Annotated in this window: 32 protein-coding genes; 4 read left to right on the forward strand and 28 right to left on the reverse strand. The window is 54.0% G+C overall.

Annotated features, from left to right (window positions below):
- The 17 genes from KCR01S_RS22015 to KCR01S_RS22090 all read right to left on the reverse strand — a co-directional run.
- Positions 1-1,277 (reverse strand): phage tail protein (locus tag KCR01S_RS22015; protein WP_156478802.1); only part of this gene is annotated, 1,277 nt, incomplete at its 3' end.
- Positions 1,274-1,885, reverse strand: coding sequence for a phage tail protein I (locus KCR01S_RS22020; protein WP_061285066.1), 612 nt, complete (start codon positions 1,883-1,885; stop codon positions 1,274-1,276). The genes KCR01S_RS22015 and KCR01S_RS22020, both read right to left, overlap by 4 nt.
- Positions 1,878-2,786 carry a baseplate assembly protein gene (locus KCR01S_RS22025; protein ID WP_061285067.1) on the reverse strand — a complete coding sequence of 303 codons (909 nt, stop codon included), beginning with the start codon at positions 2,784-2,786 and terminating at the stop codon, positions 1,878-1,880. Before KCR01S_RS22025 ends, KCR01S_RS22020 begins: the two co-directional genes overlap by 8 nt.
- A gap of 4 nt (positions 2,787-2,790) precedes the next feature.
- On the reverse strand, positions 2,791-3,138 hold the full coding sequence (locus tag KCR01S_RS22030; RefSeq protein WP_061285068.1) for a GPW/gp25 family protein: 348 nt from the start codon (positions 3,136-3,138) through the stop codon (positions 2,791-2,793).
- On the reverse strand, positions 3,135-3,776 hold the full coding sequence (locus tag KCR01S_RS22035) for a phage baseplate assembly protein V (RefSeq protein ID WP_061285069.1): 642 nt from the start codon (positions 3,774-3,776) through the stop codon (positions 3,135-3,137). Before KCR01S_RS22035 ends, KCR01S_RS22030 begins: the two co-directional genes overlap by 4 nt.
- 68 nt (positions 3,777-3,844) lie before the next feature.
- Positions 3,845-4,294: a phage virion morphogenesis protein gene (locus KCR01S_RS22040; protein ID WP_061285070.1), complete on the reverse strand. Its 450-nt coding sequence runs from the start codon at positions 4,292-4,294 to the stop codon at positions 3,845-3,847.
- Positions 4,287-4,754: a phage tail protein gene (locus KCR01S_RS22045; RefSeq protein WP_061285071.1), complete on the reverse strand. Its 468-nt coding sequence runs from the start codon at positions 4,752-4,754 to the stop codon at positions 4,287-4,289. Before KCR01S_RS22045 ends, KCR01S_RS22040 begins: the two co-directional genes overlap by 8 nt.
- Positions 4,717-4,962, reverse strand: coding sequence for an Rz1-like lysis system protein LysC (lysC, locus tag KCR01S_RS25505; RefSeq protein WP_072277210.1), 246 nt, complete (start codon positions 4,960-4,962; stop codon positions 4,717-4,719). The genes KCR01S_RS22045 and lysC overlap by 38 nt, the downstream gene beginning before the upstream one ends.
- Positions 4,862-5,230, reverse strand: coding sequence for an Rz-like lysis system protein LysB (gene lysB / locus KCR01S_RS25715; protein ID WP_061285089.1), 369 nt, complete (start codon positions 5,228-5,230; stop codon positions 4,862-4,864). Before lysB ends, lysC begins: the two co-directional genes overlap by 101 nt.
- Positions 5,231-5,280: 50 nt before the next feature.
- Positions 5,281-5,697, reverse strand: coding sequence for a DNZ54_00345 family protein (locus KCR01S_RS22055; protein ID WP_061285072.1), 417 nt, complete (start codon positions 5,695-5,697; stop codon positions 5,281-5,283).
- Positions 5,694-6,206 (reverse strand): lysozyme, encoded by a 513-nt coding sequence (locus KCR01S_RS22060; RefSeq protein WP_061285073.1) that lies wholly within the window; start codon positions 6,204-6,206, stop codon positions 5,694-5,696. Before KCR01S_RS22060 ends, KCR01S_RS22055 begins: the two co-directional genes overlap by 4 nt.
- A complete protein-coding gene (locus KCR01S_RS22065) occupies positions 6,190-6,411 on the reverse strand; it encodes a phage holin family protein (RefSeq protein WP_061285074.1) in 222 nt (73 codons plus the stop codon). Before KCR01S_RS22065 ends, KCR01S_RS22060 begins: the two co-directional genes overlap by 17 nt.
- Positions 6,402-6,605, reverse strand: a complete 204-nt coding sequence (locus KCR01S_RS22070) for a tail protein X (RefSeq protein WP_001100637.1) — start codon at positions 6,603-6,605, stop codon at positions 6,402-6,404. Before KCR01S_RS22070 ends, KCR01S_RS22065 begins: the two co-directional genes overlap by 10 nt.
- Positions 6,605-7,105 carry a head completion/stabilization protein gene (locus KCR01S_RS22075; RefSeq protein ID WP_061285075.1) on the reverse strand — a complete coding sequence of 167 codons (501 nt, stop codon included), beginning with the start codon at positions 7,103-7,105 and terminating at the stop codon, positions 6,605-6,607. Before KCR01S_RS22075 ends, KCR01S_RS22070 begins: the two co-directional genes overlap by 1 nt.
- A gap of 98 nt (positions 7,106-7,203) precedes the next feature.
- A complete protein-coding gene (locus KCR01S_RS22080; protein ID WP_061285076.1) occupies positions 7,204-7,965 on the reverse strand; it encodes a phage terminase small subunit in 762 nt (253 codons plus the stop codon).
- A gap of 3 nt (positions 7,966-7,968) precedes the next feature.
- On the reverse strand, positions 7,969-9,168 hold the full coding sequence (locus KCR01S_RS22085; protein WP_061285077.1) for a phage major capsid protein, P2 family: 1,200 nt from the start codon (positions 9,166-9,168) through the stop codon (positions 7,969-7,971).
- Between the two features lie 31 nt (positions 9,169-9,199).
- Positions 9,200-10,063, reverse strand: coding sequence for a GPO family capsid scaffolding protein (locus tag KCR01S_RS22090; RefSeq protein WP_061285078.1), 864 nt, complete (start codon positions 10,061-10,063; stop codon positions 9,200-9,202).
- A gap of 164 nt (positions 10,064-10,227) precedes the next feature.
- Between KCR01S_RS22090 and KCR01S_RS22095 the strand changes: the two genes are divergently transcribed.
- The gene (locus tag KCR01S_RS22095) at positions 10,228-11,997 is read left to right on the forward strand and encodes a terminase ATPase subunit family protein (protein ID WP_061285079.1); all 1,770 of its coding nucleotides are present in this window, start codon (positions 10,228-10,230) and stop codon (positions 11,995-11,997) included.
- On the forward strand, positions 11,997-13,034 hold the full coding sequence (locus tag KCR01S_RS22100) for a phage portal protein (protein WP_061285080.1): 1,038 nt from the start codon (positions 11,997-11,999) through the stop codon (positions 13,032-13,034). Before KCR01S_RS22095 ends, KCR01S_RS22100 begins: the two co-directional genes overlap by 1 nt.
- Positions 13,035-13,519: 485 nt before the next feature.
- Here the strand turns inward: KCR01S_RS22100 and KCR01S_RS22105 are convergent, their stop codons facing one another.
- The 11 genes from KCR01S_RS22105 to KCR01S_RS22150 form a co-directional block, all read right to left on the reverse strand.
- Entirely contained in the window at positions 13,520-14,251 is a 732-nt protein-coding gene (locus KCR01S_RS22105) for a hypothetical protein (protein ID WP_061285081.1), read from the reverse strand.
- An 81-nt stretch (positions 14,252-14,332) separates the two neighbouring features.
- Complete coding sequence (locus KCR01S_RS22110; RefSeq protein ID WP_061285082.1) at positions 14,333-14,773, reverse strand: DinI family protein; 441 nt, start codon at positions 14,771-14,773, stop codon at positions 14,333-14,335.
- A gap of 118 nt (positions 14,774-14,891) precedes the next feature.
- A complete protein-coding gene (locus tag KCR01S_RS22115; protein WP_072277211.1) occupies positions 14,892-17,117 on the reverse strand; it encodes a replication endonuclease in 2,226 nt (741 codons plus the stop codon).
- Positions 17,110-17,391, reverse strand: coding sequence for a DUF5405 family protein (locus tag KCR01S_RS22120; protein WP_061285083.1), 282 nt, complete (start codon positions 17,389-17,391; stop codon positions 17,110-17,112). Before KCR01S_RS22120 ends, KCR01S_RS22115 begins: the two co-directional genes overlap by 8 nt.
- Positions 17,388-18,095: a 3'-5' exonuclease gene (locus KCR01S_RS22125; protein ID WP_061285084.1), complete on the reverse strand. Its 708-nt coding sequence runs from the start codon at positions 18,093-18,095 to the stop codon at positions 17,388-17,390. The genes KCR01S_RS22120 and KCR01S_RS22125 overlap by 4 nt, the downstream gene beginning before the upstream one ends.
- A gap of 1 nt (position 18,096) precedes the next feature.
- Positions 18,097-18,318 (reverse strand): TraR/DksA family transcriptional regulator, encoded by a 222-nt coding sequence (locus KCR01S_RS22130; protein WP_024523572.1) that lies wholly within the window; start codon positions 18,316-18,318, stop codon positions 18,097-18,099.
- A complete protein-coding gene (locus KCR01S_RS22135; protein ID WP_061285085.1) occupies positions 18,318-18,545 on the reverse strand; it encodes a DUF2732 domain-containing protein in 228 nt (75 codons plus the stop codon). Before KCR01S_RS22135 ends, KCR01S_RS22130 begins: the two co-directional genes overlap by 1 nt.
- A 67-nt stretch (positions 18,546-18,612) precedes the next feature.
- A complete protein-coding gene (locus tag KCR01S_RS22140; protein WP_061285086.1) occupies positions 18,613-18,951 on the reverse strand; it encodes a DUF5347 domain-containing protein in 339 nt (112 codons plus the stop codon).
- Complete coding sequence (locus KCR01S_RS24605) at positions 18,915-19,115, reverse strand: phage filamentation protein Fil family protein (protein ID WP_072277214.1); 201 nt, start codon at positions 19,113-19,115, stop codon at positions 18,915-18,917. Before KCR01S_RS24605 ends, KCR01S_RS22140 begins: the two co-directional genes overlap by 37 nt.
- A 7-nt stretch (positions 19,116-19,122) precedes the next feature.
- Positions 19,123-19,632 (reverse strand): phage regulatory CII family protein, encoded by a 510-nt coding sequence (locus KCR01S_RS22145; protein WP_000459331.1) that lies wholly within the window; start codon positions 19,630-19,632, stop codon positions 19,123-19,125.
- Positions 19,633-19,662: 30 nt separating this feature from the next.
- Positions 19,663-19,926 carry a hypothetical protein gene (locus KCR01S_RS22150; protein ID WP_000135597.1) on the reverse strand — a complete coding sequence of 88 codons (264 nt, stop codon included), beginning with the start codon at positions 19,924-19,926 and terminating at the stop codon, positions 19,663-19,665.
- Between the two features lie 130 nt (positions 19,927-20,056).
- Here KCR01S_RS22150 and KCR01S_RS22155 point away from each other — a divergent pair, with 130 nt between their 5' ends.
- Both KCR01S_RS22155 and KCR01S_RS22160 read left to right on the forward strand, forming a co-directional pair.
- Complete coding sequence (locus KCR01S_RS22155; protein ID WP_061285087.1) at positions 20,057-20,635, forward strand: phage repressor protein CI; 579 nt, start codon at positions 20,057-20,059, stop codon at positions 20,633-20,635.
- On the forward strand, positions 20,635-21,672 hold the full coding sequence (locus tag KCR01S_RS22160; protein WP_061285088.1) for a phage integrase: 1,038 nt from the start codon (positions 20,635-20,637) through the stop codon (positions 21,670-21,672). Before KCR01S_RS22155 ends, KCR01S_RS22160 begins: the two co-directional genes overlap by 1 nt.
- The last annotated feature ends 70 nt before the right edge of the window (positions 21,673-21,742 follow it).

The following is a 21,742-nucleotide window of genomic DNA, read 5'->3' on the forward strand; positions in this document are numbered from 1 at the left end:
AAACCAAGGTATGTGAGAATCCCTGCGACATCCTTACCGCTAAGCGCGGATAATGTGGAATCTTTGGGTTGCTTACCTGCCAGCGCGTTCGTCATGGTGGTGGCGAAATTAGGGTCATTGCCCAGCGCCGCCGCCAGTTCGTTTAGCGTATCCAGTGCAGCTGGTGATGAACCAACAAGCGCCGCCAGCGCAGCTTTCACAAAAGCCGTTGTAGCAATTTGCGTATTGTTGACCGTCTGAGCAGCAGTCGGGGCAGTCGGTAGTCCGGTCAGCGCGGGACTTGCCAGCGGGGCTTTCAGCGCCAGCGCATTATTAATGGTGGTGCTGAAGTTAGGGTCATTATTGATGGCATCCGCAATTTCTTTCAGTGTATCCAGCGTGGCTGGTGCGCCATTAATTAGCGCCGCCAGCGCAGCTTTCACAAAAGCCGTTGTAGCAATTTGCGTATTGTTGACCGTCTGAGCAGCAGTCGGGGCAGTCGGTAGTCCGGTCAGCGCGGGACTTGCCAGCGGGGCTTTCAGCGCCAGCGCATTATTAATGGTGGTGCTGAAATTGGGGTCATTATTGATGGCATCCGCAATTTCTTTCAGTGTATCCAGCGTGGCTGGTGCGCCATTAATTAGTGCAACCAGTGCAGCCTGCACAAAGGCAGTAGTGGCAAGCTGAGTAGAATTATTCCCGGCCGTGGCTGTAGGCGCTTTTGGCGTACCGGTTAACGTCGGGCTGGCCTTTTTCGCATATTGCTGGTGAGGGTCAACTGCATCAAGATGCGCCGTCATCGCGTCATCAACATACACCTTAAGCTCCAGCACCCTGTCATCGACATACTTGCGGGTTGCCAGCACCACGGACGGGTCGATTTTTAATGTGATCGCCGCCGTGCTTGAGACAACAAGTATCATTCGGATGGTTTGTGTGCGACCGCTCCCCTCGGCCAGTAACGGCTTGTAGGTTTCCGGGCAGTTCGCGACAGCAATCAATACGCCATCGTCATCATAAAGCCCGATTTCGCGAATGAAAAATCCGCCCTCATTTTCCGGGATAATTTGCTCGGCAATAATCTGACCGGTGTCATTAGCATCCGCACTCAGCGAATTAATCGGCGCAATGCGGGTCTGGTTAATGAGCTTCGTCTGAGCCGGGTCAGGTGTCGGCAGTGTGCCGTTCCCGTCACCGACGGCCATTTGTGAAATTTTTAGCTTGGTGCCGAGCGCGGTTGCGTTTGCCAGTCGCGCCGCGCCCTGATTGGTCAGGATGGCAAAATATTTAGTCGTCATGCGCTTACTCGCAGGTTATCAATCAGATGAATGGCCGAGGCCGGATAAAAATCACCACCGACGACAATTTCTTCGGCAGCGTAGGGATAAACGGTTAACAGGTCGCCGTCGTAGCAGGTTGCGCCCACATAAGCGCGCCCGGTGGTGCTCAGGCTGATAGCGAGCCCGGTCAGGTGTCGGCTTGCTGGTTTTGCTCCTTCAATCAGGCGCTCGAGCTCGAGATACATCTCATCGGTGATGCCGGTCTCGAGTACGCCCACCACAAGCCGGAAAGTTCCCGGCTCTTCGTTGAGCTCCCACCACTCCTTAACCTCAATCAGATAGCCGAGCGGCTCCACCACGCGCCGCAATGCGGCGATGGTGCCTTTGTGGGCGTGAACGTAGAATGCCGAAGCGATAACGCTGCGTTTTGTCGACTCCGGCCAGCTCTCATCCCAGCGGTCAACGGAAAACGCCCACGCCAGATAGGGCAGCAATCGCACCGGGCAGGTGCGCCAGTTCCACAACGTGCGAAGCGGCACCGGTACACGCTCGATATCTGCGGCCGCGCGAGCGGCGGCAACCTCCAGCACCGACGAGCCAACGGGCAACAGCCGGTTATCACTCATCGGCACCCCCGTCAGCGATGCTGTATTCGGTGCAGTAAGATGCCTGGTATTGTGTGAGCACAATGTCAGCCACCGGCGCGACCAGCTCGACACGCTGCACACCTTCGACATGCAGGGCGGCATAAATCGCCGACTGGCGAATGTCGCGCCCTAGTCGCTGTTGTGCGGTGATATACGCTTTGAGTTTTTCCTCAGCGGCCAGACGGATGGGCTCGGCTTCGGGACCAGGGTAAAAATAGAGAATGGCGTCAATCTGGTACGGCACGACGTCAGCACTCTGCACCGTCACACGGTCGCCAACGGGGCGCACATCTTCAGCGCTCAGCGCTTTCTCAACAGCAGCGAGCAGGTCATCGGATGCCGCGCCGTCACCCTCGCGTGAGAGCACGGTGATGGTCACACAGGCCGGAGACGGACTAACGACCGAGATATCAGCGACACGCCCGTCGGCGCTGCGGCCGTGGTATTCATACGCGCCGACCGGACCCGCCACGCTGAGCCCCTCATACGCCTGTTGCGCGCGTAGCCGTAAATCAGCGTCAGATTCCATGACCGCCGGTGTCGGTGGGATGGTGCTGTCGTCGGCAGGGGTCACAACCTGACGCGCCGTGTTGTTGTTCCCGGCCATCACGTCGAGATCGTTATTAGCCGAATAGGCCAGTGTGCAGCCTTTCCCGGCATCGTTCACACGCTGACGCCAGATGACTTCACGATAGGCGTTTTCCTCCAGATACTTCACCAGTGGCTCAGACTCGAGAGCGAGCGTGCGCGCAACAGTTTCCTGTTGCTCTTCGGGGTAAAGCGAAACCAGTGTCGCTTTGCGTTCCGCGAGAATGGTTTCAAAATCCAGCGTTTCCACGAAGTCGGGCGCGGGGAGCTGGCTCAGGTCGATAGCTGCCATAAATTCAACTCACAGGGATAGTCAGGGATAGGGTTTTGCCGGTGTCTTTGGTTTCGCCGGTCAGCTCAACGACCATCTGGCCATTAAACTGACGCTCGACCGTCAGCGAGCTGATGCTGATGCGTGGCTCCCACTTCAGCAGCGCCATATAACAGGCGCACATAATTTGCAGCTTCAGCGCGTCGGTCTGCGGCATATCCATCAGGGAGAACAGCAGCGAGCCATATTCGCGACGCATCACGCGAGAGCCGACCGGCGTTCGCAGTATGTCGCCACAGCTCTGACGGATGTGCTCAGCGTCAGTGATAGCGCGCCCGGTCTCGCGATTCATACCGATATAACGGGTCGTCATTGTGTGCCCTCCGTCCAGTCGCCGCCGCGCTGAATACCGCCGTGACCGTGCTTATCCACCTGTACGCCGTTTGATTTGAACGTACCGCCTGTGTGCTCGATATCGCCGCTCATCTTCCCGCCTTTGGTGACTTCGAGCGTCGCGGTCGTCAGTTTGTTGGTGCAGACCACTTCCGGGGTATCGAGGGTGATGCGGGTCTCGGCTTTCACCGTCACCATCGGCACCGTCGCGGTGATGGAATCCGACGCCGTCACGTCTGCGGTTTTAATGCCGCTCACGGTCAGCGCGCCGGTCTCCGGCTCGTACTCGATAACCGCGCTATCAGGAAAGGTGATGTGAAAGGCATCAGCCGACGCCGACGGCGCGGGGTGGTCATCGGAGAAAATACCGGGCAGCACAAAGGCGGTGTCGAGCTCGCCACCAATGGCAAACACGACAACCTGCTCACCCACGGACGGAGCCCACCACGAGCGAGAGCGACCGGCACGAGCCGTCAGCCACTGAAGCCAGTCGGTAACGATGCCGCCAGTCTGGACACGACAACGCCCGTCATCGAGGTCGACTTCGACAATGACGCCGGTGCGTATCATGTTGCGCAGTAGGCGCGATACATCCTGAAGAGTTGCTAGAGTATTCATACAAGGAAGGATGCCGCCCGGTGCTCTGAGCGGCAATTGATGCGGGTTTTACTGTCGATGGCACAACGCTAAACGGCCAGTTTAGCGATAATAATTTCCTCCACGGCCTGACGGTCTTCGTCATTAAACCCGATAAGCGGTCGGGCATCGTACTGCACCGGCGCACTGTTTCGCCCTGGCTTATCTTTGAGGCCGTACTGATGCACATTCACCATGCGTTGCACCTTGCCGGTGAACTCCACGACCGCCGCATCATTTCCCGCCGTGGCTTTCATAAAGCGACTGGTGCGGAGCTTCGCGAACATGCCCCGCTTAACCCGGCCTTTTTTCGCTTTCACCGGCTGGCGCTTTCTGGCGGTGTACGGGGTGCCGTCGGGCGCTTTCTGCGTTTTAATCCGGCGCTGTTGGCGGGTTCGCAAGGTCTTTGCGATATCAGCAGCCATCTTACGCCGGGCGGTCGGGGAGAGTGCCGCTATCAGCGCCGCGAGCTTGTCGTCGAACGGTTTAAAATCATTCATCCCATTGACTCACTTTCTCACCGTTAACATACAATTCTAATGGCCGGGTTACAGGCTCAGGTGGCTGGGGTTCCGGCACTGTCTCAATATGCAGCGTATCCCCTTCATCCCTGACGAGGGTGCGCTCAGTCAGCATCAGGCTGATACTGATATCGGCGCTGTCATTGCTGTTGATATCGGCGAAATAGGTGAAGCCCTTTTTTCGCCCCTCATCGGTTGTCATGATATCGGCCTGATGGATGCGCAACCATGCCTGAATCGGCACGAGTAGCAGCTCGATATCGCCGGTGAAGTCAGTCACCACCACATTGAGCGTGTACTGATTTTCAAACGACAACGACGTCGCCAGCGTGGAGGCGAGTTTCCCGTTATCGATAAAGATGCGCATCATTTCCGGGTTACGCGCCAGCACCGGCACGGCGTCAGTTAAGGCTTTTCGCAGACTCTTCGGCTTGTACATCGATTTTATCCTGACAGTTTTTCACGGTTCTGACCTGAAGCGCACAGCGCTCGAGGGCGCTTTCGAGCTGGCGTATATCCGCGCTTAGATCGCCATTGGTGGCCGGGTCACTTCCCGGCATCGGGCAAAGGCTGACTTTCGGGCAGGCGTTGTAAACAATCACCGGCGTCGGCGCAGGCGGCGCGCTGGTGCAACCGGCGCACAGCATCAGGCAAATCAGCGCTATACCAGCGGCGAAGCTGTTCGTTTTCATTGAGTAACCTCGTTATGGTCTGTTCCCGACGTTGCGCCCGAGCTCCGGCGTCGATGAGCTCACCACGCAGTAAGACCTGAGCGGTCTCGTTTTCTCCACTAATGCGGTAGGAGGTTTTGAGCTGGTTTTTCAGCATGGTGATCGCCGTTTTTTGTTCACCGGCGACACGGTTCGCTTTTTCCAGCGAGCGACTCAGATTGGCATTTTCATGCCGTAACCACATGAGCCCGGCCAGCGCCAGCGCGCTGACCAGTACGATCACAATGAGCCGGGTCACTGAGTGATCGCCTTTATGCGCTGGCGAACAACGGAGCGCACCGACGTATATATCAGGACGCAAATCACATACAGCAACGCCGTCACAATCCAGCCAGCACCCACCAGACAAGCGAAAGTGGCCGCGAATAACATCAGTGAGCCGAATCGTCGTAAAGGTGAAAATTCACGGCAAAAGATGATGATGACATTCTTTATGTCTTCAGCATTTTTCCGGGTAATTTCAACGGTTTTACCCGCCATCATTTCACAGGTCACGACGCCGTAAACACTGGCCGCAATGCAGATAACACAACTGAACAGCGCCCAGACAACAGCGAAATTTACCGCCAAACTTTGCGGGTCAATAATTCCCCTGAGCAATATCAGCGCCAGCAGGACATAAAAAATCATTGAGTAAATAGTTTTTTTCATTGGGTAACCCCTTTCAGACAGTAAGTACGCTCGCGAAAGCGGCGATTTTCGAGCCCGGTACTACGGACACCATTCACAAACACCCAGCGGGTGAGCTGGTCACAGGCTTGCCACCATTGCCGGTGCTTCAGGTGATAAACCAGCGTTGAACGACAGGCCGCACCGGTGCCGACGTTAAAAGCGAAGCTGACCAGCGTGTCATAGACGGCGGGTGGCATGTCGACCGGCACACAGACCGCGAGGCGTTTCTCGACGTTCAGCACGTCGGCGACCAGATTCACGGCGGCTTCTTTCTCGGTAATATCCCGCTTCGGTACCACCCCGGCAGTGTGGCCGATGCCTGACGTCCACACACCCGCGCTGCACTGGTAAGGGCGTAACCGGCAACCCTCGAGGTCGGCAATCAGCGCGAGCCCCTCCGGCGAGGTGTGAAGCAAACGAAAATCAGGCACCAGTGCCGCCAGCGCCAACACGACGGCCACACTGCACTTTTTAACGATTGAGGCCACGGATAACCTCCTTATCAATCCCCATTGAAACGAGATAGTTATACGTTTTGCGGCGATACCAGAAATTCACCAGCGCGGTAAAAACGGCACAGCCACCCCCGATAAAAATCGCCGTCTTTTCTGGCGTCTGCGTACCGAAATACGCCAGCGCCACGGACAGCCAGTAGGTCAGAAAGGTCGTGATTTTTTCCATCGTCAGTCCCATAGGTTCACGGTCTCCGATACCGGCGCGGCGTCGACTTCAGGCAGACTGACCGCCGTGCCGTGCGGCAGGACGACGCCCAGCTCGGCGAGACCCGGATTAGCCAACAGCACCGCCTCGACCACACCCTCAGTGCGCCCGTAATGGCGCTGACACAGCGTGTCGAGCGTGTCGCCCTGATGCGCGATGACGTTCATCAGATTTGCCCCACGATGCAGCGCGCTTTGTCCTGGATACGGGCAACCGACCAGCGCATGTCACGCCACATTTCGTCGATGGTGGGGTCAATGCTGTCGGCCTTTTTGTCACCTTTGGCGCTGGCATCGACGCCGCGATATTTCTCGTACAGCGTCGCGGTCGTCATCGCTCGCACGGCGTTGAAATAGTGGAAAACCCGGACGCTTTCGCCGTCGAGCTTATCCGTCGGCACGTTCTCAAGCAGTTGATAACCACAGGAGAGCTGATAATCGCGCCACTCGGCCAGCTCGGCGTTGGTCTCGGCCATCGCCGCTTTAATGGCACTACGCAGACGCACCGGCGTCACGGTCTGCTCGAGACGCATTTCTTCGCGCATGCTCTTCGGGTCAACGTCCGGGAAAAAGGCGGTATTTTTAATCACCGGCTCTTCAACTGGCACCGGCGGGATGACCATCTGGTCGCGCGGTTGCGCCGGGTTATTCATCACAATCGGGGTCATGACTACCTCAAAAAAATAGGTGGGCGGTGGTCGCCGGTCGCAGTTGCGGTAAGTTACCGACATTGACCAGCGAGCCGCCCGGCGCGGGGCGCGTTCGGTTAACCGGTGACTTTCCTCGGGCGTCCTCGCCCTCGTTTCACCGGTGAATCTTGTTTTTTAGCGGGTGCTTTTTTCGTGGCGGTTTTCTTTGCCACTTTTTTGACGGCGACCGGCTTCGGGTTCAGCTCGCGACCGAGGGTCTCAATGTCTTTTCTGACCCCGGCTGTGCTATCGAGCTGTAAGGCGCGTTGCAGGTGTGCCATCGCGTCAGGAAGCTGACCGGCATCACGTAGGGTAAGGCCAGTGACCTTATGTAGTCGGGCGCGCACTTCGTCAGGCATATCGGCGGCATCGGTCAGACTGATGACCTCGAGCAGCTGTGAGGCGTCGACCGGCTCTCCGGCCATACGGGCGCGGAGTGCTGCGAGCGCAACCTCTTCGGCCAGCATGTAAGGCGCGGGGCGGGAATGGTTTTCCGGCATCGACAGACCGAAACGCAGCGCATAGCGCGCAATCTCGATTGCACCGGTGATATCCCCCGCATCCAGACGCCAGAGCATCACCGTCATCAGAATGTCATCCTGTGCGCCGGTACCGCTCGCCAGTACGCCAGCGACCCACGGCAGGTACAGCGGGAGTAATTCGCGTTTTTTATCCGCTTTGCGTTCTTTCGAGCGGATGTCTGAAAGCGTCCGGCGGTCTGCGGCCAGCTTGACGAGCATTTGCTCGTAAGCCGAGGCATGACGCAGCGGGGCGTTTTCCCGCTGCGATGCCTTGATAGCCGAGACCCGCATCGCGTGACGCTGTGCGGGGGTTGCCATCGGTTACGCCTCCGCGCCGTCAGTGGTGCCGGTTTCAGCCGGGGACGTTTCACCGTCAGCGACAGGCGCGCTGGCCGGTGCGGCGGCTGTGGTCATTGACTGCATCGCCTTGACCATTGCCGCCGCGAAGACTTCCGCACTGGTCGCTTCGGTAGTGGCGGCCTCTTCCTGCTCGAGGATTTCGATATTCTCAATCAGACACCCTGCCTCGTAGTCTTCGACCACAAAATCGACTTTTACCTGTTCGTAGTTTTCCACCTGGTCAAGTTTCGGGTTCTCGACGATGTGGCGGCGGTGGCCGTCCTCGTACAGATAAATCGAAAGGTTATCCAGCGTGGTGATCAGGATGCTGTTGGCCGGGAAGAACGGCGCGCGCACGGCCTGAAGCTGACCGATGGTTTTCTGACTGATGATGAGCTCACCGGCGAGCTGTTCGCTGTTCGCCTGGAATTTGTTAATCATCGGGAAGTATTTGTCGGTCAGGATACGGCGACCACAGATAACGACCATTTCCGGGTTTTCGCGGTGAATTTCCGCGACCAGCGATTCAAAGCCATCCATCACCAGCGCGTCGAGGTTGGCGTAATGCCCACCTTTACCCACCTTGATGGTGTTTGAAATCACGGTGCCGTCATCGTCGGTGACGCTGGACATAACACGCTCAGGCGCATCGTTGCGGTATTTCTGCAACCAGCCGATGGCCACATCCTGAAGCAGCGGATTCTGAGCACGGTCGGAGGTCGCCGCACGGCTGACACCGTTAAAGCCAATAGTGATGTAATCCAGCGCCTGACGCTTGATGATGGCGTTGCGGATTCGGATCTGGAAATCCTGAAAACGCGCCCACAGGTCGAGCTTGCCGTACTTCAGGTGATAGTCGAAGTTCACCGGATGGCAGAAATAGCGGTATGAATCGAGCTTGCCAAAATCAGCGGTTTTACGCTCGACGCCACCGTCGGTGTTGGCGGTGCTGGCAATGGAGCCGGTCACATCGATACCGACTTTTTCTTCGGTCAGCTCGCCAACGGTCACCATGTTGATGAGCTTCAGGAAGCTGGACGATTGCTGGATTTTGTCAAACAGGGTCTGCGTGACCGACGGCTCGACGGCAAACTTTTTGTCGAGGTCGCTGGCCGCGATGCCGTTCAGCTCGGCGATACGGCTCAGGTACTGATTGAATTTAAAACGGGTCTCTTTACGCATGGGTTTTGTATTCCTTTGGGTTTATCAAGGGTTAGCAGTCAGTCACCGTGGAGCCGGACGCATCACCGTCGCCACCGGCGCTTAACTTGCGGCGCGGCTGCGTTTTGTCTTCGGTGTTTTCCAGCGTGGTGGTCAGGGTGCTGAATTGTTGCGAGGTGGCTGTTGCCTGTTCGGTCAGCGCCTTTTTGACGTCGGCGAGCTCGGTTTCAAGCTGGCTGAAACGCACCTCAGCGCTTTCGCCGCCGGTCTGCACCTGCTCGGCGATGGCGGTCACGGCTTCGTGCACGTCACCGAATCGCGCGTCGTCGCTGGCCTGTTTACGGCTGAAGATGCTTTTCACCGTGTCGCTCAGCTTGGTGAGGATAGTGTCGGGCTGGTCTTCGAATTCCAGCTCGGCGAGCGTTGCCACAGAGAAGAAATTCTCAGGGCTGGCCTTAAAGCGGTTGAGTGGGTTGTGTTTCGCGGTGCGGCAAAACTCAAGATATTCAGTACCGAGGCTTGCCGGGTCGTCAGTGACGGCCAGACCAACCAGATAGCATTTGCCGCTGTTGGCAAAGTTCGGTTGAATTTCCATTGAGGTATAAACTTTTTGTCCGGCCTTATTCATCGCGATGAGGTCATCGGTCGGCGTGATTCTGGCGAACAATGCCAGCTTGCCGCTAAGCGCTGAATCATCGTCAATCAATTCGGCTTTCAGCTCGACCACATCGCCATAACGTTTAAATACGCTGTCAGGCAACAGGCCGCGCAGGTGCTCGAGGTTAATACGGCAACCGTAGACGCGCTGGTCATACGAATCAGCCATTTCCTGAATATCGGTCGCACCGATTACGCGACCGTCGCAGGTGTCACCCTCGACGCCGATGCGAAACCATTTCGAAACTTTTTTAGCCATGAGTCAGGTGTCCTGAGTTGGGTTATCGGGTCGGATGTAGTTTCCCGACTCAGCCCCTCACCAGCCACCTGTTGCGGAAGTGCAACCCCTGACACAACAGGGGTTTAGCGATTAAGCCCCCCTGAATCTTTAGCCTTGCCGTGTACTCATCACGGCGAGGTTTTATGACCACTACAACCGATACATCATTACTTAGCGACCCACGTCGACAGGCCGCGCTTTTGTTCTGGCAAGGGTTCTCCGTGCCACAAATCGCGGAGCAATTGCAGGTAAAACGCCCCACGGTGCAGAGCTGGAAACAGCGTGATAAATGGGAAGAGACCGCCCCACTAAACCGGGTCGAGTTCACGCTCGAGGCGCGACTGATTCAGCTCTACGCAAAGCCCGACCTGACGGCGCATGACTTTAAGGTCGCGGATTTTCTGGCGCGCCAGATGGAGCGCCTCGCAAGGGTTAACCGCTACGGCCAGACCGGCAACGAAGCGGATTTAAACCCGAACGTCGCCAACCGCAACAAAGGGGAAAAGAAGAAGCCGAAAAAGAACTTTTTCAGCAAAGAGGCCATCGAGAAACTCGAGGAAATTTTCCGCAACCAGTCTTTCGAGTATCAGCTCGAGTGGTGGCGCGCGGGGCTGGCGCACCGCATCAGGCACATTCTCAAATCGCGACAGATTGGCGCGACGTTCTATTTTGCGCGCGAGGCGCTATTGCAGGCGCTGAAGACCGGCCATAACCAGATATTTTTATCGGCCAGTAAGACACAGGCCTACGTGTTCCGAAAATACATCATCGCCTTTGCCCGACAGGCTGGCGTCGAGCTCACCGGCGACCCGATCGTGCTCGGCAACAATGGCGCGGAGCTGATGTTTCTCGGCACCAATGCCAACACAGCACAGAGTCACAACGGCGACCTGTATGTCGATGAAATTTTCTGGATCCCCAACTTCCAGAAGCTGAAGCGCGTCGCCGGTGGTATGTCGTCACAGGAGCACTTGCGCACGACCTATTTTTCGACCCCATCATCACTGGCACACGGTGCCTATCCGTTCTGGTCGGGCGAACAGTTCAACAAGGGGCGAAATGACAAGAGCGAGCGCGTCGATATCGATATCAGTCACGCTGCACTCGCGAAGGGTGTCGCCTGCCCGGACGGCCAGTGGCGGCAGATTGTCACCATCGAGGACGCGCTCGCCAAAGGGTGCACTCTGTTTAACATCGATACGCTGAAGCGCGAGAACAGTGTCGAAGAGTTCCGCAACCTGTTTATGTGCGAGTTCGTCGACGATAAAGCGTCGGTCTTCCCGTTCGAAGAGCTCCAGCGCTGCATGGTCGACAGCCTCGAAAAATGGGAGGACTACCAGCCATTCGCCGACCGGCCATTCGGCAACCGCCCGGTGTGGATTGGTTACGACCCGTCATTACGTGGCGACAGTGCCGGGTGCGTCGTCATCGCGCCGCCGGTTGTCGCCGGTGGCCGGTTCCGCATCCTCGAGCGCCACCAGTGGAAAGGGATGGATTTTGCCCAACAAGCCGAATCAATCCGCGAGCTCACGCAGAAATATACCGTGGAATACATCGGCATCGATGCGACCGGGCTCGGTCAGGGCGTCTTCCAGTTGGTGCGCTCGTTCTACCCGGCCGCGCGTGAAATCCGCTACACGCCGGAAATGAAAACCGCAATGGTGCTCAAAGCCAAAGACACCATTCGCCGCGGTTGCCTCGAGTACGACGTCAGCGCGACCGACCTCACGCAGTCGTTTATGTCGATTCGTAAAACCATGACCAGCAGTGGCCGCAGCTCGACCTATGAGGCCAGCCGCACCGAGGAAGCCAGTCACGCTGACCTCGCATGGGCGACCATGCACGTATTAATCAATGAGCCGCTGACCGCCGCGACCGGCGAACAGTCATCCAGCATTATGGAGTGGAACTAATGAGCAAGAAACGCAACAACAAGCGCCAGCAGCCGCCGCGCACCGAAAACCTCACCGCCGCCCCGGCACAGAGCATGGAAGCATTCACCTTTGGCGAGCCGACGCCGGTACTCGATCGCCGCGATATTCTCGATTATGTGGAGTGTATCGATAACGGTCAGTGGTACGAGCCGCCGGTGAGTTTCTCCGGGCTGGCAAAGAGCATGCGCGCCGCCGTTCACCACAGCTCGCCGATTTACGTGAAGCGTAACATTCTGGTCTCGACCTACATCCCGCACCCGCTGTTATCCCGTCAGGACTTCACCCGGTTCGCGCTCGATTATCTGGTGTTTGGTAATGCGTTTATCGAAGAGCGTCGCGGCCTGACCGGCAAACCGTTAAAGCTGGAAACGTCACCGGCGAAATACACCCGCCGTGGCATCGAGGATGATGTGTACTGGTACATTCAGAGCTATACGCAGCCGCACCAGTTCAAGGCCGGTTCCGTCTTCCACCTGCTCGAGCCTGATATTAATCAGGAGCTTTACGGGATGCCGGAATACCTGAGCGCGCTCAATTCAGCCTGGCTGAATGAGTCGGCGACGCTTTTTCGTCGCAAGTATTACCAGAACGGCGCGCATGCGGGTTACATCATGTATGTGACCGATGCCGCACAGAACAGCACCGACGTCGAGGCGCTGCGAAAGGCAATGCGCGATTCGAAAGGACTCGGCAATTTTAAGAATCTGTTTTTCTACGCGCCGCACGGCAAACCGGACGGGATTAAAATTGTTCCCCTGAGTGAAGTCGCGACGAAGGATGATTTTTTTAATATCAAGAAAGTCAGCGCCGCTGACCTGCTCGATGCGCATCGCATCCCGTTCCAGTTGATGGGTGGCAAGCCGGAGAATGTCGGCTCAGTGGGCGACGTTGAGAAGGTGGCAAAGGTCTTTGTGCGTAACGAGCTGACCCCGCTACAGGCGCGATTCATGGAGCTTAACGAGTGGGCGGGTGAAGAGATTATCCGCTTTGAAAAATACTCACTCGGCGACGATTAATAACCCCACCACAGCCGCCCATCGTGGCGGCTTTACCCCCACCGCACACAACGCCCTCAGCGCCACGACACGCCGCCGTCACACCTCAACACCTTACGACCCGCCCACATCCATTTAAACGTCATAGCGCCGCGCTCAGGCGCTGGAAAAATAAAATAAATACCACGCTCAGCGCGCAATGCTTACCCCGCCACGCCTGCCCGCTTTATGGGTCGGTTTTAATGCAGTTGCATGACCACTCTGGATCCGCGCCAGCTCTGGCGGCGCACGGCCAGAACGGGCAAGCCTGACGCATGCAAAACCATGCACCTGTTGCATGCACGGCTAAAAAACGGGGAAATCGCGGAAAAATGGCATAATAAAACCGGCTTTAATTGTGCCGGTTTGGGTCGGTCTCAACGGGGCAGGCTAACGCCTCGCGGGGCTCGTTGTTCAACCCCGCCAGCACTGAAAACAAGTTTCAGCACCGGCGGCGTTTGTCATGTTTAATTGTCGAGTATTGAATCGACCTCGCCCGTTCGCACGTTGACGCGTGCCGCTACGGTCTGTTTTACCACGCCACCATAAGCATTAGTGCCGCGAAACGTTGTTTTTACAACGGCATGCGGGTCTTTATTCAAAATAAGATGGTAGACCGTTGAAACATGTTTATAAGAGGAATCATCATTCATACTGGCTTTTATCAGCTTCTCTAACGGGCGATAAGAGCCATCCCAACCGCTAAAATTACCCTGAAATGCGTCAAGGTTGATTTTATTATTCAGAGATTGTGGATCCTTCTCGAAGTCGTTGAAACACCACCCCAACACATCACCGAGCTTTAACGCATCATCTTTAGTAAAAGAGTATTCGCTCATACAGGAATAAAAGGCATCAGCAGAACTGGCCGGTACACCTTTGAAGCCAACATAGCTTTTAACGATATCGTGCCGGGTTTCTTTTGGCTCGTTGCGATATTCTTTGAGGGTTTTATCTGCGTACTCAAACGTTGGCGCAGCCGGTTCCGCTTTAACCGCCGGTACGTCAGTTTTTGCCACCGGCTGACTTTTTTCAGTCGGCCATAAGATTGAGCCAATAACGCCCAGCGCCAGACAACCACCGAGATAAACCGCACTGGAGCGCTTACGGTTCGGCATTCGAACCAGCGACGGCTTGATTAACCCGACGATAAAAGCAATAAAGAGAGCCAGAGATAAAAATGCTATTACAGTATCCATGATTTTCCTTTGTGTGTAATCCCATAAAAAACAACCCCATGCTATCAAACATGGGGTCGAGGGTTGCACATTTTTCAGGTATTAACGCCAGCTCTCATCTTCCCACACTTCCTGAAGGATGCTATCCAGCGCTTCGCGGTCTGAATCTTTATCGAACCCCATCAACTCGACCCCGGTCATGGATCCCTTTTTAACCGTAACGCGCGTTGACGGAAAAACAGACTGTATTCGCCTGGTCAATTCGCATTGAAAAGCATCAATTATCGGCTGTCCTATTTTTTGGTCTTTATCTAACGTGATGTTTACCTTCACCTTGCTCTCCTTTGCAAAAGTCTCATCGACAGGCGGAGCGGAAAAAACAACGGAAAAATTATTGTTTTTCATTAGGTTGCCTTTTGCTATTTCCGCAATCAAATTTAAGGCAATTTCTCGGTCTCGCTCCTGACAAATCCCCTCAGTCGTCAGACGCGCAATCATTTCGACACGCTCAATCATGACGTGCTCTCTCAACTCTCTATCCACACAACCTCCATAACGAGATACTGTATAAACATACAGTATCACGTATTGACAAAAGGTGTGAAGAAAAAAATCACAGTTAAATACACTGTATGTACATGATATGGATGAATATTAGCGGTTAAATTTTCGTTGCCAGTTCAGCTAACGCCGCAACACGACTAAGGATTTTCCGGGCTTTAGCCTGATGCGATGGGGCTGCGGAAAATATTTCTCCTTTAGACGTTCCGCGTAGCCATTTGCCATCAAAACAACTTTTACCACCGGCCATCAGGTGCAGGGCTTCGCTCCGGCTGATAGTGATGCCGGTTGTCAGATGTACCTCGTCGATAGTTTTCGCTATAGCTGCGTTTTGCTCATCCGTTCCGTGGATGAATTTTCGCCGTATTGATGGCTTTTGCTTCCTCAGTCGGTTGGTCAACTCTCGTCTTTCACGCCGACTCAGAGGTTTTGTTAAATCCAGTATCGGTGGTTCGCTTTCGCTTCCCGTACAGTTATTGACAGAACTCCGAGAGGGCGCAGGAGCGCCCTTAACGTCAACGGCCAAATCAACGGCACGCTTCGGCACAATTTTCCACTGCGTTAGCCGGGTTAAAATCGGAGTGCCAGCACCGACAGCGGAATCGTACACGCCACGAATGCAGACAGTTTCCTCACCATACTGGTTAAACTCGGCGCGCGGTTCGTACAGCGTGCGCACCTGCAAATCATCGCGACGGACAAACGGCCCACCCTGCGCATTAACGTAACCAGCCCAGTCACCGGCGTCGGCGGCATCATGGACGGCGGCAAACTCAACGCTCAGACCATGTGCGGTCTCGGTGTCAGCGAGACGACGCAATTCACGATAGACCGTCACCGGCGCACCGCCGATAAACTGGAATTGACGGATGTGCCAGCGCGCCGCCCATGCTGATACGGCGGGGGCTGTCTCTTTCAGCAGCTCACCGCTTTCGTCATCTGTTTCACCATCGAGAGCATAGCCGTCGATATTTTTCGAAATGTATTTAGCAACATAGCCGGTAGCGCTGCCCTTTTCCGGGTCAATAGCTTCGACATGGAAGCGTGCCTTTTTGGCTTTATCGCTTCTCAGTTCGTGGTGGTCTTCCTCCCACGCATAATCGCGAATGATGAGGCGTACGCGCTCGACGTCTTCCGGCAGCATAAACATAAGCATGTGCCAGTGAGGCGTCCCGTCGTGATGAGGCTCGGCAACACGTATGCCGAAAATGCGGATTTCTTCCCGGTGCAGCTTGGCGCGTATGCGCGCCCAAAGGCCGGTGAGATAGCTCTGCGTGTCCGAAGGGCTGGCACCGTTCCATTTGCTGTTACGGTAGCCCGCTTTGGTAGTGGCGTGATATTTAGACGGTGCAGTCAGGGTGTAAAACTCCCCGACATATCCGAGCTCATTGCAGATATTTTCAAACCCACGGATGCGGGTCATCAGCTCGCAGCGACGTATCGCAGGGTTAGCGACCGAGCCATCATATTTTTCAATCAGGCTGATGCGGTTGCCGTCTTCGTCTTCAAGATCCAGCCCCTTGAGAAATTCACGCGTGCGGCGTTTCTGCTCGCGCCAGTCGGTCACGCAGTTTTTACTCGCGTATGCGTGTCGTTTTTTGCTGACATTGCCGACTGCGATTTGCAGATGTTCGCGCCATGCAGCCGCAATGCGTCGCAAGCGGCCACGCCACCAAACCTCATTAAACATGCGGGTGATAGCAGGGGCGATTTCATCCTCACCGACATATTTCTTTGTCACACGCTCCCAATGCGGCGGGGTAACGTTGAATTGCAGGGAAATGAAACCGGCTCGCATGTACCAGGTGTACAGCGTTTTGAGCTCGCTAAATCCGGTGTCATCAATGTCAGCCAGTTCAGCACGAATGAAATTAGCAATATCAGCGGCCAGCAGGTCAATATCGGCGCGCGACATATCAGGGAGGCGGTTATATCTGGCGACCATATTAACCATGCGTGACGCCAGATATTGCATAAGCTCGGTATCAAAATGACCACCGAAAACAGCGGTTGATACATTGCTGTTGATACCCGCGCATTCGTATTTCTTTGCGACCAGTTCAAGACGTGGCAATGCCTTTTTGCAGAAGCTGATTAAAAAGGCATTGGCTCGTTGACTGCCCTGATTTTGCTCCAGCACAGTAGCAGTGCGATAAACATCAAAACGCACGCATTCAGGCTGGAGAGAAAGCACCTTTCTCGCATGCAGCAAAGCCGCGAACATACGGTCGCGGCGATACTGTTGGTCATAAGTAAGATATGGGCTGGCTATTGCCGACCGTGGAGCATTCCACGGATAAGCATAAGCAACCGTAGAACTATGCATCAGCGCTAGCCCCTTCAATGGCTGCTATGCATAGTTGTCCTACCCGCTCAATTTCTGCCGCCATAGCGTCAATGGCGGTAATATCCGAGCCATGAATATGATGGTGTATCAGGCCGGAAATAAGCTGGTTAATTTTCGGATAATAGCCGATAGTGTCGAGCCATTCCTCGCCAGCTTTTTTACCGGACTTAACGACTTTCTTTTCATTCAGGATGAATTGATACTGGTCGCTGGTAATAACCCATTTGTCATCTATTACAATGCGGAGGCTCATTTCTTACCCCCGGCAATAGAACGGATTACACCCAACGTCAGATAGCAATCATAAAGCGCGCGGTGCGGATTCTCGTCAATTTCTTCCGGCCACGCATTCAACGATGTAGCGGCGTCGGTTAGTTTCTTCCATTTGTATTTGCGGCGTTTTTTATCCCACTCCCCGTTATATTCAGCATAGAGTTGCATAGCACACTCGGGCACACCAAAATAATCAGGGTCAACGCGAGAGCCTGATGTTTGCTCTAACATTCTCGCGTCAAATTTCGCATTATAAGCAACCCATCCGCGTGATATTAGCTCCAAGACTTGAGGTAACATTTCTTTCCAGCTTGGCTCATCCTCAACCATTTCATTAGTGATGCCATGAATCTCGGTAGCTTCTGCCGGAATATCTTTGGATGGTTTAATCAGGGTGTTAAGCAGAATAGCACCGGTGCAGTCGATGATTGATATTTCAATTATTTCGGCTTCTCTGTCCAGCCCCGTAGTTTCGGTATCAACAATAACGATATTTTTATCAATCCATCTGTTAGCAATCTCGCGTGGTGATTCCACTCGCTCAGAATGGTAAATAATACGGTCAGCCATCGCCCAGCATGTGCGGATAGCCTCATCAGGATTAGCATCATTAAACTGGTCTTTATGAGATAAAAAACCGTTAAATATCGCTGCGAAAAATGCCTCTCTTTTATTCAGTTCCATATTAAACACCTCTGTAATGTTTTGATTTGAGCTCTGCGATTTGCTGGCAGGTCACGCAAAAGGCCACACCCGGAATCGCAATGCGGCGAGCTTCCGGGATTGGTGCGTCGCATTCTTCGCAGAGAAAACGAGAAGGCGCAGCGATACGGCTGCGCGCGTTGCTGATGTGGCGTTCGCGGTCTTCCTGCTCGCGCAGTTGTGCTAAATCCATTGCGTCGGCCATTAGTGCAGCTCCTGTGATTCGTTCTCAAAGCGGGTGGCTTCACGGCGCAGCAGTTCAGCGGCTTCGGTGCCGCTCATACCCTCTTTAGTGATATGTATAGCCAGCGCCTCAAGGCGGATTGATACTGCGAGCGCGCGGTCTTTACGTTCTTCTTTTTTGGCATCTGTCAGCAATACAGCCAGCGCATCACTATCAGTGCTAAAACTACTGGATTCGATATTACGCATAATTAACTCTCCTGATTTCGGGCAATAAGAAGCCCGGCGGGTTTACGCCATTAAATTTCTGTTTGGATTAATTCGGCATGGTTAGCCGTTTGGGAAATAAGCTCACTACTGCACGAAAATGATTCATCGCCGTAATAAGCGCCTTTTTCTCGTCAGTAGTCAGCTCACTTAATTCGAGCTCATGACGAGCCGCCGGTATTTTTGCCAGAAAGAAAATAGCGGCCAGCGCCCGATTATTTTCTTCAAATTGTGGGTCACGTTTATCGCGCATATCATCGACAAAACGCTCAACCTCTTTCCAGCTATCGCCCCAATATCTGGCACGTAACTCCGCAATATGATTTAGAGCATTAAAACGCTCGCCAACTTTTAACGGGACTGTAGCCGAAACAGCTTCGATAGCCATGATTCCCCCTGCCTTTGAGTAGAGAGGCCAGCCAGTAAATCAGCCTGTGAGCGGCTCGGGTGCCAACGCTTGCCGCCCTTACCTGCGATCCAGCCGTGGCCGTAGTGCATGCCGGGGCTTTGCTTAACGAGCAGAGACGCGAATGACGGTTCACTTTTCAACATACCCACCTCAAATAAGCCCGAACGATGCGCCAATGCCGCTCATGGTATCGACCACGCTCGACATAGCGGGATTAGTCTGCAGACGCGCATGCAGCGCCAGAGCCGATAATGACAACATGCGAATGCCAGCATTAACGCTTTCAATCATGTTGTGCTTACGGGCAGAGGTCAGACGTTCATCAGATACCGCACCGCTTGCCAGTTCGCCGAGTTCACGCATTGCGCGCATGACATAAGACTGCAATTTGTCTTTAGCCAGCTCATTAACCGGTACGCATGGCAAGCAATGAATCTGCGCCAGAAAACCATCAACGAGGGTTGAGTCTTCTGTCAGGTCAGTCAGTAGCCACAATTCAGGCGGCGTAAACTGGTGAGGCTGTTCCGGGTTGAGCTTGTTACGTAACGTTTGAACATTCATACCCGCACGCTCGGCCAGCTTCGCCATGTTGTGACGCTGCGCAAAAGCCCGGCACGCTTCGTCATAGTGGGGATGTTTGGAAATCTGAAAATCAAACATGTTGAGCCCTCAAAATTCACATAAAGTGAATTACGCACCAATAACGAGTTGAAAACGGGAATGGCCCAATGCCTTACGCATTTGTTCCTCTTTCCAGCGGGCATAGTAGATACGAACTTGACCGCCAGCACGTTTACAGCCCTTACGGATAACGCGAGGTTCGATAGGTAAACGCGGGTTATCTCCGGTAGTCCAGCGGCGCGCGGTGCGGTATGACACTCCCTCAAGTTCTGCAAACTGTTGCAGGGTGACGATGGGTGCAGGCACTTTGATGATTGCGATTTCAGAAGCCATGTTGCATGATTCCCTATTTGCCAAAGATTGCAATTAAAGGGCCACCGTTTGCCAACATAGGGCCATCAATTGCGTAGGTTTAGCCAAAATATACTTCCCAATTGAGAAGTAGTAAATAGGTTTTATCGAAATGAGAATAGATTCTTTAGGATGGAGCAACGTTGATGTACTGGATCGCATCTGCGAGGCTTACGGGTTTTCACAGAAAATTCAGCTAGCTAACCATTTCGATATTGCATCGAGCTCCCTCTCTAACAGATATACCCGAGGCGCTATTTCGTATGACTTTGCGGCACACTGCGCTCTTGAAACAGGGGCCAATCTGCAGTGGTTACTTACAGGAAAAGGGCAACCGTTCACATCTTCTGCGTCAGCCGAGGACACAATGAGCATCGAGTTATTCACATTAAGTGAAGAAATACTCAAAAGTGATGGTTCTATAAAAGTCGACGCCCATTTTTTCACAAAGCCGCTTACAGATGCGATGGCTATACGAACGGAAGGAAAACTCCACTTCATTGATAAGCAGGCATCACTCTCTGACGGCCTTTGGCTGGTCGACATAGAGGGTGGAATTAGTATTCGAGAGCTAACAAAACTCCCCGGTAGAAAATTGCATGTTACTGGTGGAAAGGTTCCTTTTGAGTGCGGTATTGATGACATAAAGACGCTGGGTAGAGTGGTAGGTGTGTACAGCGAGGTTAATTGATGACTGTCCGTAAAAACCCCGCTGGAGGTTGGATTTGCGAGCTTTATCCTAACGGGGCAAAAGGCAAGCGTATCAGAAAGAAATTCGCCACCAAAGGTGAGGCGCTGGCCTTTGAACAATACACCGTACAAAATCCGTGGCAGGAGGAAAAGGAAGACAGGCGAACGCTAAAAGAATTGGTCGACGCATGGTATAGCGCTCATGGTATTACCTTGAGAGACGGACTAAAACGCCAGCTAGCTATGCATCATGCCTTTGAGTGTATGGGCGAACCACTCGCACGCGATTTCGATGCACAGATGTTTTCCCGCTACCGGGAAAAGCGGCTAAAGGGTGAGTATGCCCGTTCAAATAGGGTAAAAGAGGTTTCCCCTCGCACGCTTAATCTTGAACTCGCTTACTTCCGGGCAGTGTTCAATGAGCTAAATCGCCTCGGAGAATGGAAAGGTGAAAACCCACTGAAAAATATGCGCCCATTCCGCACAGAAGAAATGGAAATGGCCTGGCTAACTCACGACCAGATTGCGCAACTGCTCGGAGAGTGCAAACGCCATGACCACCCTGATTTAGAAACAGTGGTGAGAATCTGTCTCGCCACTGGCGCTCGATGGTCAGAGGCTGAGAGCCTGAAAAAAAGCCAGCTCGCGAAATTCAAAATCACGTACACCAACACAAAGGGCAGAAAAAACCGCACAGTTCCCATCAGTAAAGAGCTTTATGACTCCCTACCTGATGACAAAAAAGGCCGACTGTTTAGTGATTGTTATGGGGCGTTCAGGTCTGCTCTGGAAAGGACAGGCATCGAATTACCGGCCGGGCAACTTACCCACGTTTTACGGCATACCTTCGCCAGCCATTTTATGATGAATGGTGGTAATATTCTGGTCTTGCAGCGCGTGCTTGGTCATACCGACATAAAAATGACGATGCGATATGCGCACTTTGCCCCTGACCATTTAGAGGATGCCGTTAAACTTAATCCACTGGCGATGAGTGGCGATAAAGTGGCGGTAGAAATGGCTCAAGCTGGCCCTTAGTTGGTCAAGAGTGGCCCTTTATGTCTATGATTTATAAAACAACCTATTGATTTTCGGTTGTTCTGGTAGG

Origin of the sequence: Kluyvera cryocrescens NBRC 102467, assembly GCF_001571285.1 — a bacterium.
Classification (GTDB): Bacteria; Pseudomonadota; Gammaproteobacteria; order Enterobacterales; family Enterobacteriaceae; genus Kluyvera; species Kluyvera cryocrescens.

Excerpts from the sequence above, each read along its gene's own strand:
- KCR01S_RS22020 (WP_061285066.1), bottom strand. The coding sequence starts at position 1,885 with ATGAGTGATAACCGGCTGTTGCCCGTTGGCTCGTCGGTGCTGGAGGTT.
- KCR01S_RS22025 (WP_061285067.1), bottom strand. The coding sequence starts at position 2,786 with ATGGCAGCTATCGACCTGAGCCAGCTCCCCGCGCCCGACTTCGTGGAA.
- KCR01S_RS22030 (WP_061285068.1), bottom strand. The coding sequence starts at position 3,138 with ATGACGACCCGTTATATCGGTATGAATCGCGAGACCGGGCGCGCTATC.
- KCR01S_RS22035 (WP_061285069.1), bottom strand. The coding sequence starts at position 3,776 with ATGAATACTCTAGCAACTCTTCAGGATGTATCGCGCCTACTGCGCAAC.
- KCR01S_RS22040 (WP_061285070.1), bottom strand. The coding sequence starts at position 4,294 with ATGAATGATTTTAAACCGTTCGACGACAAGCTCGCGGCGCTGATAGCG.
- KCR01S_RS22045 (WP_061285071.1), bottom strand. The coding sequence starts at position 4,754 with ATGTACAAGCCGAAGAGTCTGCGAAAAGCCTTAACTGACGCCGTGCCG.
- lysC (WP_072277210.1), bottom strand. The coding sequence starts at position 4,962 with ATGCTGTGCGCCGGTTGCACCAGCGCGCCGCCTGCGCCGACGCCGGTG.
- lysB (WP_061285089.1), bottom strand. The coding sequence starts at position 5,230 with ATGTGGTTACGGCATGAAAATGCCAATCTGAGTCGCTCGCTGGAAAAA.
- KCR01S_RS22055 (WP_061285072.1), bottom strand. The coding sequence starts at position 5,697 with ATGAAAAAAACTATTTACTCAATGATTTTTTATGTCCTGCTGGCGCTG.
- KCR01S_RS22065 (WP_061285074.1), bottom strand. The coding sequence starts at position 6,411 with ATGGGACTGACGATGGAAAAAATCACGACCTTTCTGACCTACTGGCTG.
- KCR01S_RS22070 (WP_001100637.1), bottom strand. The coding sequence starts at position 6,605 with ATGAACGTCATCGCGCATCAGGGCGACACGCTCGACACGCTGTGTCAG.
- KCR01S_RS22075 (WP_061285075.1), bottom strand. The coding sequence starts at position 7,105 with ATGACCCCGATTGTGATGAATAACCCGGCGCAACCGCGCGACCAGATG.
- KCR01S_RS22080 (WP_061285076.1), bottom strand. The coding sequence starts at position 7,965 with ATGGCAACCCCCGCACAGCGTCACGCGATGCGGGTCTCGGCTATCAAG.
- KCR01S_RS22085 (WP_061285077.1), bottom strand. The coding sequence starts at position 9,168 with ATGCGTAAAGAGACCCGTTTTAAATTCAATCAGTACCTGAGCCGTATC.
- KCR01S_RS22090 (WP_061285078.1), bottom strand. The coding sequence starts at position 10,063 with ATGGCTAAAAAAGTTTCGAAATGGTTTCGCATCGGCGTCGAGGGTGAC.
- KCR01S_RS22095 (WP_061285079.1), top strand. The coding sequence starts at position 10,228 with ATGACCACTACAACCGATACATCATTACTTAGCGACCCACGTCGACAG.
- KCR01S_RS22100 (WP_061285080.1), top strand. The coding sequence starts at position 11,997 with ATGAGCAAGAAACGCAACAACAAGCGCCAGCAGCCGCCGCGCACCGAA.
- KCR01S_RS22105 (WP_061285081.1), bottom strand. The coding sequence starts at position 14,251 with ATGGATACTGTAATAGCATTTTTATCTCTGGCTCTCTTTATTGCTTTT.
- KCR01S_RS22115 (WP_072277211.1), bottom strand. The coding sequence starts at position 17,117 with ATGCATAGTTCTACGGTTGCTTATGCTTATCCGTGGAATGCTCCACGG.
- KCR01S_RS22120 (WP_061285083.1), bottom strand. The coding sequence starts at position 17,391 with ATGAGCCTCCGCATTGTAATAGATGACAAATGGGTTATTACCAGCGAC.
- KCR01S_RS22125 (WP_061285084.1), bottom strand. The coding sequence starts at position 18,095 with ATGGAACTGAATAAAAGAGAGGCATTTTTCGCAGCGATATTTAACGGT.
- KCR01S_RS22130 (WP_024523572.1), bottom strand. The coding sequence starts at position 18,318 with ATGGCCGACGCAATGGATTTAGCACAACTGCGCGAGCAGGAAGACCGC.
- KCR01S_RS22135 (WP_061285085.1), bottom strand. The coding sequence starts at position 18,545 with ATGCGTAATATCGAATCCAGTAGTTTTAGCACTGATAGTGATGCGCTG.
- KCR01S_RS22140 (WP_061285086.1), bottom strand. The coding sequence starts at position 18,951 with ATGGCTATCGAAGCTGTTTCGGCTACAGTCCCGTTAAAAGTTGGCGAG.
- KCR01S_RS24605 (WP_072277214.1), bottom strand. The coding sequence starts at position 19,115 with ATGTTGAAAAGTGAACCGTCATTCGCGTCTCTGCTCGTTAAGCAAAGC.
- KCR01S_RS22145 (WP_000459331.1), bottom strand. The coding sequence starts at position 19,632 with ATGTTTGATTTTCAGATTTCCAAACATCCCCACTATGACGAAGCGTGC.
- KCR01S_RS22150 (WP_000135597.1), bottom strand. The coding sequence starts at position 19,926 with ATGGCTTCTGAAATCGCAATCATCAAAGTGCCTGCACCCATCGTCACC.
- KCR01S_RS22155 (WP_061285087.1), top strand. The coding sequence starts at position 20,057 with ATGAGAATAGATTCTTTAGGATGGAGCAACGTTGATGTACTGGATCGC.
- KCR01S_RS22160 (WP_061285088.1), top strand. The coding sequence starts at position 20,635 with ATGACTGTCCGTAAAAACCCCGCTGGAGGTTGGATTTGCGAGCTTTAT.